This is a genomic window from Chamaesiphon sp., from assembly GCF_041737865.1.
GTDB lineage: Bacteria > Cyanobacteriota > Cyanobacteriia > Cyanobacteriales > Chamaesiphonaceae > Chamaesiphon.
In genome coordinates this window covers 29,840-42,122 of record NZ_JBGSQZ010000253.1, presented here as the reverse complement: position 1 = coordinate 42,122, position 12,283 = coordinate 29,840, and the positions used below count along the sequence as shown (strand labels likewise).

The window sequence follows — 12,283 nt, the reverse complement described above, 5'->3', positions numbered from 1 at the left end:
TGTTCTCTCAACATTTGAGCTGTCTGTGCCCAACGACCATAGTCTACTCTTAACATCTTTGCGTTGACCTCAATTTACTCCTCAGAATCAGATTGTCTCATACTTTGAAAACTATGGGTTTGAAGTTGGACGGGGTTTAGTAACTTTATTTTGATGCAATGTGGGTTAACTAAATAATTCGGCAATGGTATTTTGGATTTCACATGCGGCGATATAAGGATCCGGTGCTGATTTGATCGGTCTACCAACGACGATATAATCTGCCCCATTCATAAATGCTGTTTTGACATCCACCGTTCTTTTTTGATCGTCGCTCTGTTCCTCGGTATTATCTACTGGTCTGATGCCAGGAGTAACTACCAAAAAATTTGCATCCAAATCGGCTCTGAGAGCCTTGGCTTCGCGTCCAGACGAAATCACCCCATCACAACCGATCGTTAGGGCACGTTTGGCTCTAGACAGCACTAGAGCATCAGGATCGCAGTCGAAGCCCAGGTCGTTGAGGTCGCCGCGATCGAGACTAGTCAATACTGTCACGGCAAGAATCTTTAAATCTTTTTTCTCGCGCACGGCAGCTTTTAAGATTTCATCATTGCCATGAACGGTCACAAAACTGATGCCGCGATTGGTTAGTTGTTTGACTGCCGAGCCGACAGTCTGGGGCACATCAAAAAATTTCAGATCGACAAAAACTTTTTTATCGCGGGCGAGTAACCAATCGATCGTTTCAAAGTATTTACCACCCAAAAACATCTCTAGTCCTAGCTTGTAGAACATCACAGCATCACCAAGCTGTTCGACGATTTGCTGCGCTCGATCGCTAGTTTCGACATCCAAAGCAAAAATCAGTCTCTCTTTTGGGTCGATATTTTTTTGAGATAAATAGGATCGATCGTCTGACATGACATTTACGGCAACATAACAAAGATATTCATCTTTTACTTTAGCTGTAAAAGCGATCGCCAGTAAAAAGTTGGGGCAATTTAGAAATTGCCCCAATCTCCCTCGTAACAACTTCACTTGCAATCTAACTTGTCTCGATCGATCTGGAAGGAAGCTCAAGGGCGCGAACCGCAACTGTCAACACTATGCCTATTGCAGGCTGTGCCAACAGCTTCGCGCAAGTCACAAGCTGTCAACTGTCAACTATTTACCCTCTAGCTTCAGCAGCTCTCTGTTCGTCCTGAGTTTGCGGTGGACGATAACCATGCTCGAAGGCAAATCTAACTAGTTGCGATCTATTTTCTAGGTTCAGTTTGGTAAGAATATTGCTCAGGTGAGTTTGGACGGTGCGAGGACTGATAAATAGCCGTTGACTGATTTGTTTATTAGTCAAGCCTTGGATCACTTCCCAGAATACTCGTGCTTCAGCCGGAGTTAATGGTAGATCTTCTTCTGGCTCGGGATCTTTAGCTTTTGCTGAAGATCCTGAGAGATTGTCTCCATATTCATTTCCTTCACTATCTTCAGGGACTTTTTGCATCAAGCGCACCATCTCCGAGTGAATCCGCCGCGAACGTTCTAGTTGGGCTTCAATTTTAGCGAGTAGTTCCAGTGGCTCAAACGGCTTGGTGATGTAGTCATCAGCACCAATATAGTGGCCCTGAATCCGATCTTCGAGATCCTTTTTGGCTGTTAAAAAGATAAATGGTACCAATTGTCCAGGTCTAGTCGCACGAAGGCGACGGCAGAACTCTAACCCATCCATTCCTGGCATCATGATATCTGACACGACCAGATCTGGTGGATCTTGAGCAAAAAGTTTTAACCCCTGGACTCCAGAGATAACTACACGTACAGAATAGCCACGCTTTTCTAAGTAGCGTGTCAGCACGGTTTGGAGAGTTTTATCGTCGTCTACTAATAATATTTTTTTCACGTTTGGATCCTTGGGGTCACAACGATTTGTCAGAGAAACAGGGTAAGAAGATGAATTGATGAATTTAACAGTGGAATTTATCTACTTTAATTTCAGGTCAAGAGTTTGTGTGTGCTAACGATCGTTTTCAATCTGGAAAGACAGTCACTCAGTCACAGCCAGTCAATCCACCGCTGATTATTACACGGTAGTTCTTGGCTAGATTGCAATCGCTTGCTTGCGTACATGTTCCCACATATAACTATACAACCAGGAAAGTTCCCGCCGACGACTGAGTTGCACATCGCCATCGATGTGACCATTCGATCGTTCTTGATAATCCTATCATTCCCTTGATTTAGGGAGATAGCACAGGTGCTGGTATTTGTGTTGCGGCTGGATGGGTGTTTGACATGGCTATGACTAAGGTACATGCCGAAAAAAGTGAGATCGGGCGATCTAAAATATCTGCAAAATGCGCTCTAAGGATTGAGCAATGCCGAACTACGCCGATCGATGGGAAAATTCGTTCGCGTAGCGTGAGCTTTGCTCAATCGTCTAACATCCGATCGCGATAGACTTCCCACTTTTATGCAAATGCTCGAAACCTAAAACCTAAAACCTAAAACCTAAAACCTAAAACCTAAAACCTAAAGCCTAAAACCTAAAACCTAAAACCTAAAACCTAAAGCCTAAAACCTAAAACCTAAAACCTAAAGCCTAAAGCCTAAAGCCTAATCACTGATAACCTGCTGCTTGCAGCGAAAACAGATGAGCATACCGTCCAGCAGCTGCTAATAGCTGCTCGTGACTACCTTGTTCGATAATGCGCCCATTTGCCATCACCAGAATTTTATCAGCCATTCTCACTGTCGAAAATCGATGGGAAATTAACACAACCATGCGATCTTGAGTGAGAGCGCGGAAATGATTAAAAATATTCATCTCTGCTTCAGCATCCATCGCCGCAGTTGGTTCATCGAGGATCAGGATATCTGCATCCGATCGCATAAAAGCCCGCGCCAGAGCGATTTTTTGCCATTGTCCGCCAGATAGTTCTTGTCCGCCTTTAAACCATTTGCCCAGTTGGGTATCAAATCCTTGGGGTAGCACATCGATGAAAGGTTTTGCCATGCCTTTATTGGCTGCGATCTCCCACTCTTGGCGATCTTCGAGATGCTCGACATCACCTACGCCGACATTCTCCCCTACTGTAAATTGATATTGAACAAAGTTCTGAAAAATCACCCCGATTCTGCGTCTCAATACATCGATATCCCAGTCTTTTAGATCCACACCATCTAGTAAGATCCTGCCACTAGTGGGTGTATAAAGATTGGTTAAAAGCTTAATTAGCGTAGTTTTACCAGAGCCATTTTCACCGACGATCGCGAGTTTTTCGCCTAGTGGCAGATGCAATGAGATATTATCTAAAACAAGCTGCTGACTGCCTGGATAGCTGAAGGAAACATGCTCAAACCGAATCCCCTCCTGAATTGTCCCCTGAGTGACTTTTCCCTGAGATTGGGGCATGGGCTGTTCTAAAAATTCGTAGAGATTGGCAAGATAGAGGTTGTCTTCGTACATCCCGCCGATCGATGTCAGTGCTGAGGCAAAGGTTGACTGTCCCTGGCGAAATACTACCAAATACATTGTCATTTCGCCCAAGCTAATTATCCCCGATATCGCTTCAATTACAATCCAAGCATAAGCAGCATAAAAAGCAACTGTACTCAGTAAGCCTAGCAAATAGCCCCACCAGCCCTTCTTAATCGTCAGATTGCGATCTTCCTCATACAGTAGGTTAAAGATATCGCGGTAACGCTGCAACAGCACTGCACCGAGCTGATAAAGCTGTACCTCTTTGGCATAATCTTCTCTGGCGAGTAATGTCTCTAAATAGTGTTGCTGACGGGTTTCGGGCGATCGCCACCTAAACAACCGAAAGGCATGTTCGGAAAATCGAGTTTCGGCAATAAATGACGGAATTGCCGCTACAATTAGCACCAGCACCGCCCACCCCGAAAATTGCCACAGCAAACCACTAAAAGTCAATAATGTCAGCGCAGACTGACACAGCCCAAAGGTACGGGTAATCAGGGATAGCGGGCGACTAGATGCTTGAGATCTAGCCTGACTCATCTTGTCATAAAATTCTGAGTCTTCAAAATGTGTCAGATCTAGTGTTAGGGCTTTTTCGAGAATCAATTCATTGACGCGTTGAGCCAGTAATACCCGGAGTAATGATTGGCACACTACCAAACCCTTTTGAGCAGCGGCTAATAAGACAATCGCGATCGCTTCGAGACAGACATAATTAATCGCTGTCTGGCGATCGATCGTCAAGCCACTCCGGTTTGCCAATACCACGCTATCAACAATTAACTTCCCGACGAGGGCAACTGCACCTGGTAATAATCCACCGATTAGAGCTAAAACTGCTAGGGCTAGAGTTAGCGCATGGCTGGTATTCCAGACTAATGTTAAAGCTTTGCTGCTGTAACGAAATACCGATAGAGACTGACGAATGCTCTTACCTGCTAGTTTCAATCTCCGCCAGTTATTTTTTTTCTTTCTATTCATCTTTTCGTTAGCATCACCGCTGGGCTAAAAAATTATCGCTTGAACCCAGAGCCATCAAGGCTTGATGATAGTTTAAATGAAATCAATGATGTAGGTAGACTGACACCCGCGCCTCAACATCTTCTGAGGGCGTAAATTCTCTGTTTCAGCGAAACCCACTTTGCTCTGTGGTACCGATCGACCACACACCCGCCATCATCAAACCGACTAAGCCCCATTTTATTGGTAACTTTTGGCTAGTTTCATCGAGATCGCGCTGCACTCCCCGCCGATGCCGCCGCTGCAATGTCGTAATCAGCACAGACAGCCCAAAAACATATGCTGGCGTCGAAGCTTCGATCGCCGAAACCAACACGGGCACACCTAATTTGACTGCTGTTTGTCCGGTGTAGAGAGCTACTAAATTAATTAACTCGATCGTGATAAATACGGGTAAAGCCTGTTTAATCTTGGGTAAGTCTTCGAGCAGTGTCGATCGCACTTCTTTTATCGCTAGACTACTCAATCCACTGAAAATAATCCCAGTGGCGATCGATAGAAATGCTCCAAAAAAGTCAGTTCGATCGAAGATATATTTTTCGATCGGTAACACGATAGTTTGAAGTCCGGCAGCGATCGACATTAGGTACAGCGCATCCCACCTATTACTAAACTTATCGATCGAACATAGCCCAACAGAAGCGACTATTAATGAGAAAATCTCCAGATAATTATTTACAGCAATTAAATATCCAAACAACCAATAACTAGTAACAATTAGAAAGATCGGAGTCAGGTTCCAATAAGCAGCAACGGTAACATAATCACTGCAATCTAGAGCACGAAAGTAGAAGAATTGACTCAGTAGGATACGATCTTTCTCAAACGATCGAAGATAGTATCTAGTCTTCTTTTAACACCTTGTCTCTAGCTGAATTTTCCCTCATAATTTAGATAGTGTTATCAATACCCTAACACACTAAATAGCTCGACCCGTTGGCGGAGCCTCTCGGAACGAGAATCGAGCATAAAATATGCCAATTGCTTGATATTACAGATTATGTATATTCCAGGTTATTTATTATCCAATATAAAATTACCGCTCGGAGGTCGGGTTCGAGTTGTTGGGTGGATGATGCCGTCTCCCTCACGAATCGCCCTAGCTCCGATCCGAGAAATAGACGGAGATCGCTCAGTAACATTACTTGCACGAGCTACGCAATATTACTGAGCAGGAAAAATAGATTATGCTACACTATTAAAAAATACGCAATTGTAATCAGACGATCTGTTCGGACATAGAGGAGTCACGATCGAATGACTGTCCGAACAAACCCAGCAAAGCTAATGTATTAAAACATACAAGCTAGTTTGCACTGGTGTTCGCAGTAAATTTGACTATTATTCATTCTGATGGCTCAGTTATAACTATGTTGACCAATCTGATCTCTATAATCCATAATTGTTCGCAAGAGGAAGACATTCTCACTGCTAGTGTAGAAAGCGTCAAACAAGCTCTGGAATGCGATCGTGCCGTAGTGTATAGCTTACAGCCACAGAGTTTAGGGAAGGTTGTCGCTGAGGCGGTAGCTCCAGGATTTCCCCGCACGATCGAAACAACTATCGAAGATCCCTGCTTTCTATCGCGACATATAGATACTTACCGCCAGGGGCGAATCAATGCGATCGAGAATATCTACGAAGCACGGATTGCACCTTGTTATATCGAAACGCTCGAAAAAATTGCAGTTAAAGCTAATCTAGTCGTACCGATTTTGTTACCAGACGGTCAGCTATATGGCTTATTAATTTTGCATCAGTGTTCCCAACCTCGGAGCTGGAAACCCGAAGAAGTTGCCCTCACAGCCCAACTGGGATTACAAATAGGTTGGGCATTAGACAATGCAGTGAGATGGTCGGAGTGCCAGAAAATTCACTCCTCGCTCGATCGGCAAAAGCATTATAGTGACCTATTAGTAACGGCTACCCGCAAGATTCACCAAGGCAACACTCGCGTTGAAGTATTGGACATCGCTACCGCTCAAGCTCAAGCTATCTTGGGGTGCGATCGATCGTCTATGCGTTCTCCCAACCAAATCAAGGTAAGATCGTCGCTGAATCGACATTACCAGCTTTAGCACCGATTAAAGGGATGACGATCCAAGATCCCTGTTTTGAACCTGACTATATTGACAAATATCAGTCTGAGGGAGTCCAGTCGATGGATAATATCAATACAGCGGGAATTAGTGCTTATTTTATTGATATTTTGGCAAAAATTGCAGTCAAGGCAAATATCACAGTTCCAATTCTCGGTAGTTACAACGAGTTATTTGGATTGTTGGTAGTGCATCAATGTTTTAACTATCGTCAGTGGCAAGATGCAGAAATAGAGTTCCTCAGACAGATTGGAATTCAAACTGGTTTGGCTCTGCTCAAAGCACAGTATCAAGAAGAAACAATCGTGATGAAATCTTCGCTCAAGCGAGCTGGAATAGTCAAAGAAACAATTGCTACTGCCGATACTCAAATCCAGCACGTAAAAGAGTCGATAACTAACTCTGTCCAAAATCTAGATGAAGCAAAACATCTGATGCGCTTACTCAGCCATGAAGTGATTAACCTCACCGAAAAGTTTTCTAGTGAAGATATCAACCTAATTCGGATTATCGCCAAAAAATTGCAGAGTAATACTGACACAGCCACAGTTGGAACGCTCTCACTGCAATCCAATGTTGCCGAATTAGAAACAGCGATCGACTCAGCAATTAAAGTATATAAATCCCGAACTTATAATTAGTAGACCCCTTGCTAAAATTCGGGGCAATTCACATACTCTCCCAATCCTTATTTTCAAGCATTATCAAAATTTAAGCCAGCAACAAAATCCGCATAGACGGACTAACTAGATTAGTCTGTGTATGCGGATTTTTTAGGTATAGGTCAGACGTTTTGTCTTCAAATCCAATTTTAGCATCAAACTTATCTTACTTTTGAGTAACTGCCAATTTCTTTCTCATCCGCACAGCGGCTGTCCCACCAACTAGTGTCCCGATAATGGTAAAAGGTTCGGGGACTGCTGTAGTAGGAGGAGGAGTAGGAGTCTCGGTAAATGTCGAAGCCAAGACACTATATCCGCCTGCTCCACTACGACTAGAAATATCATTGAAATTCATATTGAATGAATCTGTGTTCACCGTACCAAAAGAATTGGACACAGTAGTACCCACAGTCCCACTGGCAGCGAAACCTACAGAGTTACCATTAAACGTACGTAAAAACTGGGAACCGTTTCCAGCCTTGACGCTCGTACCATTGGTAAAAGCAAAAATAAGATCGCTATTAAGCGTGTAGGTATTTGAGGAACCAACTTGTGTAAAAGTTGCTGACGGGGAAGAATTAAGACCGTAAACAGTATTAGTCGGGAAACCTGACGTGCCAAAGTCACCAGTAGCTGAACTGACACTGACTATTGGGGGAATGTTATTGCTGAAATTGACAGTAAATGATGGATTACTAGCGTTAGCAAAGAAATCACTTGTTGCGCCTGTAAATGTCAGTGCTCCGTTGTCGAGCCTTACAGCATGAGCTGGTGCCGCCGCAATACCAACGCTTGCGCCGATCGCGAGTGTGCCGATCGCGAACATTTGCGTTAAACTATTAGACTTAGGAGAAGTTTCAGTCGAGTTAGATCCGGTGTTAAATTGTTTAACTTGCATATTTAATCTTAATTCGGGGTTTTCAAGACGTTAGATTCTGGTTCTGGCGCATCTCCACACCTGGACTCGACAATGTACGCGATTGTCAACCCAGAAAGTTTTGCAAGAGCTGAGAGCTTACTCTCAATTACTGCAAAATATCAGTGAAGATATCTACTGTTAGACTTAGGATCGGCTCACTAATTACAACTGCACTGTCGGCATGTAACGTCAAGCTCAACTAAATCTAGCGTATGCAAGCTTACGTTCGCATAAAGTTTAGACATCTACAATGTCTTTCGAGCCAAGTAGGTCTAAGCTGTAAAATTTCTTGGTTGACAACTATACTTGCTGAGATGAATGTAGTCTATTAAATAAATAGCCAGCAAGCAGGGAATCCACATCTAATAATTAGGTAATTCCACACTTGTGCAACCGACAACATCATGATATGCAGCTACGCTAAATTGCCGATCCGAACGTCCGAGATTTGGCGTAATCACCTCAGTAATATTACTGAACTTGGGATGTTCCCAAATTTGAGCGGTAGTAATTGTCGCTACCAAAAAATGTTGGTTTTGGTATGTTGGCCGATCGATCGTGAGATCGATATCCACTACAAAGGGGTAAAGTCTAGGCACAGCTAGATTTTACCCCTTGATTTTTGCAAGATGTAAGTGAACTTATTTTTGATAGGCTCCCATCGGTTCTTTAATCAACCGAATGTACAGATGACGGAAAGTAGATTTAATCACTCGCGGGAGGGCAAAATCGATCGGCATCAAAGCTTCTGGCAATTTCCAATCGCTACAACTGAGATCGGCTGGGCGCATCAGGGGAAACTCGATCGAGTCCAGCGCGGGAGCTAATCCCAAGCGTTGCGCCGCAGCCGCAGTCGGTACCAAGTGCGCCTCCACATTCAAAACTGCTAACATAGCGACATCGAGAGCAAATACATCCGCAGCGGCACCTAAAACGCCCAATAACCTTGGTTCGCCACTACTGGGGCCATTTCCTTCATGACCGACGATCCCATCGATGATAGTCAGATTTGGGTCGATCGCGCGAGCAGTTTCGACGAGCATTTCACCAAATCTCTCGGCACTTTTACCCGCTTCCATGTGCCACCAAGCTTTCATCTTGCCAGGAACGCAACCAAACAAATTTTTTACGCCCAGAGTCATCGTGAGCTGCATGTGTGATTTGACTTTGGGTAAATTAATGACCACATCAGCTTCGATCGCTTCCTTACTCAGCAGCAGATGATTAAACTCTGTACTAGCTGTGTTGTAACGTTTGCCATGAAATTCAACTACAGGTAAATCTAATTCCGCCATCATCGGCAAATAACCATTGGATTTAGCCACTCCCATCGCACTCCCAAAAGCTGGACTATCGCCAAAAAATGGTTTACCACCAGCTTCAATCACTAACTCCGCGACACATCTGACTAATTCGGGACGAGTGACACATTCTTTGGTCGGACGCGCACCAGTTAATAAGTTAGGCTTGAGCAAGACTCGATCTCCAGGTTTGACAAAAGCACCGATGCCACCCAATGGGGCGAGTACTGCTGCTACTGACTCGCGCAGTTGTGCGGCTTCGTAAGATGTAGCGCGAATCAGGCTGACGGTTGGGGACATAGTTAATAGTTGATAGTTGATAGTTGATAGCGAGGGTTTTAAGGTGGGATCTAAATCCCCATCCTAAAAACCCAATTATCAATTATCAATTAATTTAATCAGTCAGTGTAGCCTTTCATCTGGATCGTCGCTCGTAAACAATCCGAAACCGTCTAGCTGGAGTAGGATCGAAGTGGTCGATCGAATCCTCAAAAGATCGCTGCGTTAGCCCAGTATCGACAAATCTATTTAACTCATCCTTGGCAAGTGGAAAGGGTAAATTCTCGCAAGCATCTTCAGGATCGCGACCGCGACAGACTACTAATAATTTACCCTCGATCGCAACAAAAGTACCGATGCACTCGATCGCCTTTGGGCGAATATTTGCAGGTAGTGCTTGAATGGTATAAATCTCAATAACGAGATCGAAACTAAACTTCCACTCGGCTGGAGCGGCAAATAAATCGATGGCTTGATAATTGACTGGCGATGTGGGAAATCGCTGATGACACCAATCAATCGCAGTTGGAGATAGATCGAATGCTGTTACTTTAGCACCGAGTCCAGCTAGATATTCGGCATCGTCACCCAGCCCACAGCCAACAACTAATACCCGTAAATCTTGGAGGCTTAATTGAGATCTTTTAATCCAGTCTAGCAGCCACGGATTGACAGATCGATCGGCCCACGGAATGGCATCGAGATTTCCTTGAGCTTCGGCATATAGAGTTTCAAACCATCCTGTGTAGTCGCTTCGACTATAGGCTGTGGTAGATAATTCACGAACGCGCGATCGAGAGTTAGTCATATCTTGTTTTGAGTAGCATCATGCAGCAACTCTAACCATTGTGACAAAATAAGAGTAGATCTCGCCCAACTGTCCAGGATAAAACGTTCATGCTCCGCCTCTCTGAAGTCAAACTCCCACTCGATCGTACTGAAGCAGATATTCAGTCGGCTATTCTCAAGAAACTATCGATCGCTCCTAAGGATCTAATTCGCTACACCATCTTCAAACGTAGCTATGATGCCCGTAAGCGTGGCGCAGTTTCATTTGTCTATATTATCGATGTCGAGACGACTAGAGAGCAGCAGTTACTTCAAAGGTTCAAGAAGGATAGTCACGTTGTCCCGACACCTGATACTAGCTATCGCTATGTCACCCAAACTACTAAAATAGAACAACGTCCGATCGTGATTGGCTGTGGGCCATGTGGGATGTTTGCGGGGTTATTATTGGCACAGATGGGATTTCGGCCGATCGTTTTAGAGCGTGGCAAAGCGGTACACGATCGATCTGTCGATACTTTTGGCTTCTGGAGCAAGGCAAAATTCAATCCAGAATCCAATGCTCAATTTGGCGAAGGTGGCGCGGGGACTTTTTCTGATGGTAAGCTGTATAGCCGGATCAAAGATGCCCAACATCATGGGCGCAAAGTCCTCGCGGAACTGGTTAGTGCTGGTGCTGCACCAGAAATCCTCTACATCAATAAACCCCATATCGGCACCTATCGACTAGTAAAAATAGTTGAAAATATCCGCCACACGATCGAATCTCTCGGTGGTGAAATCCGCTTCCAAAGTCGGGTAGAAAATATTCAGATCGAAGATGGGCAAGTCTGCGGCGTTACGCTGGCAAATGGTGAATATATCCCTAGCAACCATGTGGTTCTTGCCGTCGGACATAGTGCCCGCGATACCTTTGAGATGCTCCATCACGCGGGAGTATTTATCGAACCCAAGCCCTTCTCGATCGGGTTTCGTGTCGAACATCCCCAAACAGTCATCGATAAATGTAGACTGGGATCTCAGGCAGGACATCCGATGCTCGGTGCGGCTGATTATAGCTTGGTACATCACTGCAATAATGGTCGATCGGTTTATAGCTTTTGTATGTGCCCTGGGGGGCAAGTTGTCGCCGCAACATCCGAGGTGGGGCGAGTTGTCACCAATGGGATGAGCCAGTATGAGCGTAGTGGCAAAAATGCTAATAGTGGCATCGTTGTCGGGATTACACCAGCGGATTATCCTGGTAGTCCGATCGCTGGGATTGAATTTCAGCGTCGATTGGAGGAGAAGGCTTTTGAGTTGGGAGGCGGTACCTACAAGGCTCCAGGACAACTGGTAGGTGACTTTTTGGCGGGGGTGCCCTCTGTGCAACTAGGAGCTGTCAAGCCGTCTTATAAACCAGGTGTAAATCTGTGCGATTTGAGTTCGTGTTTGCCCGATTATGCGATCGAGGCGATTCGGGAAGCTATTCCCGCTTTTGACAAACAGCTCGATGGTTTTGCCATGCACGATGCGGTGCTAACTGGCGTGGAAACCCGCACTTCATCACCGATTTGTATCAAGCGTGGGGACGACTATCAAAGTCTCAACACCAAAGGTTTATACCCCGCAGGTGAAGGGGCTGGATATGCGGGGGGTATTCTTTCTGCTGGTGTAGATGGGATCAAAGTCGCTGAAGCTGTGGCTCTGAGTATTCAAAAAACAGTCAATGTTTCCCGTAATCGATCGACAATAATTTAGGAACAGAGCCTTTT

11 protein-coding genes are annotated in these 12,283 nt (G+C 44.8%); 3 read left to right on the top strand and 8 right to left on the bottom strand.

Going from position 1 to position 12,283, the window contains the following annotated elements:
• Window positions 1-165: 165 nt before the first annotated feature.
• The 4 genes from pyrF to ACEW9J_RS19085 form a co-directional block, all read right to left on the bottom strand.
• Window positions 166-903: an orotidine-5'-phosphate decarboxylase gene (pyrF, locus tag ACEW9J_RS19100; protein ID WP_373546682.1), complete on the bottom strand. Its 738-nt coding sequence runs from the start codon at window positions 901-903 to the stop codon at window positions 166-168.
• 247 nt (window positions 904-1,150) lie between these two features.
• Complete coding sequence (locus tag ACEW9J_RS19095) at window positions 1,151-1,879, bottom strand: response regulator transcription factor (RefSeq protein WP_373546679.1); 729 nt, start codon at window positions 1,877-1,879, stop codon at window positions 1,151-1,153.
• A gap of 717 nt (window positions 1,880-2,596) precedes the next feature.
• Window positions 2,597-4,441 carry an ABC transporter ATP-binding protein gene (locus ACEW9J_RS19090; RefSeq protein WP_373546678.1) on the bottom strand — a complete coding sequence of 615 codons (1,845 nt, stop codon included), beginning with the start codon at window positions 4,439-4,441 and terminating at the stop codon, window positions 2,597-2,599.
• A gap of 145 nt (window positions 4,442-4,586) precedes the next feature.
• Entirely contained in the window at window positions 4,587-5,180 is a 594-nt protein-coding gene (locus tag ACEW9J_RS19085) for a hypothetical protein (protein WP_373546677.1), read from the bottom strand.
• A gap of 670 nt (window positions 5,181-5,850) precedes the next feature.
• Between ACEW9J_RS19085 and ACEW9J_RS19080 the strand changes: the two genes are divergently transcribed.
• Complete coding sequence (locus ACEW9J_RS19080) at window positions 5,851-6,558, top strand: GAF domain-containing protein (protein WP_373546676.1); 708 nt, start codon at window positions 5,851-5,853, stop codon at window positions 6,556-6,558.
• The gene (locus tag ACEW9J_RS19075; protein ID WP_373546675.1) at window positions 6,483-7,220 is read left to right on the top strand and encodes a GAF domain-containing protein; all 738 of its coding nucleotides are present in this window, start codon (window positions 6,483-6,485) and stop codon (window positions 7,218-7,220) included. Before ACEW9J_RS19080 ends, ACEW9J_RS19075 begins: the two co-directional genes overlap by 76 nt.
• Window positions 7,221-7,407: 187 nt before the next feature.
• Here ACEW9J_RS19075 and ACEW9J_RS19070 read toward each other — a convergent pair whose 3' ends face one another.
• From ACEW9J_RS19070 to ACEW9J_RS19055, 4 genes are all read right to left on the bottom strand, one after another.
• The gene (locus tag ACEW9J_RS19070) at window positions 7,408-8,139 is read right to left on the bottom strand and encodes a PEP-CTERM sorting domain-containing protein (protein WP_373546674.1); all 732 of its coding nucleotides are present in this window, start codon (window positions 8,137-8,139) and stop codon (window positions 7,408-7,410) included.
• A 383-nt stretch (window positions 8,140-8,522) separates the two neighbouring features.
• Window positions 8,523-8,759 (bottom strand): hypothetical protein, encoded by a 237-nt coding sequence (locus tag ACEW9J_RS19065; RefSeq protein ID WP_373546673.1) that lies wholly within the window; start codon window positions 8,757-8,759, stop codon window positions 8,523-8,525.
• Window positions 8,760-8,801: 42 nt separating this feature from the next.
• Window positions 8,802-9,761 carry a DUF362 domain-containing protein gene (locus ACEW9J_RS19060; protein ID WP_373546672.1) on the bottom strand — a complete coding sequence of 320 codons (960 nt, stop codon included), beginning with the start codon at window positions 9,759-9,761 and terminating at the stop codon, window positions 8,802-8,804.
• A 115-nt stretch (window positions 9,762-9,876) separates the two neighbouring features.
• On the bottom strand, window positions 9,877-10,548 hold the full coding sequence (locus ACEW9J_RS19055; RefSeq protein WP_373546671.1) for a class I SAM-dependent methyltransferase: 672 nt from the start codon (window positions 10,546-10,548) through the stop codon (window positions 9,877-9,879).
• Window positions 10,549-10,637: 89 nt separating this feature from the next.
• Here ACEW9J_RS19055 and ACEW9J_RS19050 point away from each other — a divergent pair, with 89 nt between their 5' ends.
• The gene (locus ACEW9J_RS19050; RefSeq protein WP_373546670.1) at window positions 10,638-12,269 is read left to right on the top strand and encodes an NAD(P)/FAD-dependent oxidoreductase; all 1,632 of its coding nucleotides are present in this window, start codon (window positions 10,638-10,640) and stop codon (window positions 12,267-12,269) included.
• Window positions 12,270-12,283 lie beyond the last annotated feature (14 nt).

What these genes read in the sequence shown, in the direction of transcription:
- pyrF (WP_373546682.1), bottom strand. Translation starts at nt 903, where the DNA reads ATGTCAGACGATCGATCCTATTTATCTCAAAAAAATATCGACCCAAAA.
- ACEW9J_RS19090 (WP_373546678.1), bottom strand. Translation starts at nt 4,441, where the DNA reads ATGAATAGAAAGAAAAAAAATAACTGGCGGAGATTGAAACTAGCAGGT.
- ACEW9J_RS19080 (WP_373546676.1), top strand. Translation starts at nt 5,851, where the DNA reads ATGTTGACCAATCTGATCTCTATAATCCATAATTGTTCGCAAGAGGAA.
- ACEW9J_RS19070 (WP_373546674.1), bottom strand. Translation starts at nt 8,139, where the DNA reads ATGCAAGTTAAACAATTTAACACCGGATCTAACTCGACTGAAACTTCT.
- ACEW9J_RS19060 (WP_373546672.1), bottom strand. Translation starts at nt 9,761, where the DNA reads ATGTCCCCAACCGTCAGCCTGATTCGCGCTACATCTTACGAAGCCGCA.
- ACEW9J_RS19055 (WP_373546671.1), bottom strand. Translation starts at nt 10,548, where the DNA reads ATGACTAACTCTCGATCGCGCGTTCGTGAATTATCTACCACAGCCTAT.
- ACEW9J_RS19050 (WP_373546670.1), top strand. Translation starts at nt 10,638, where the DNA reads ATGCTCCGCCTCTCTGAAGTCAAACTCCCACTCGATCGTACTGAAGCA.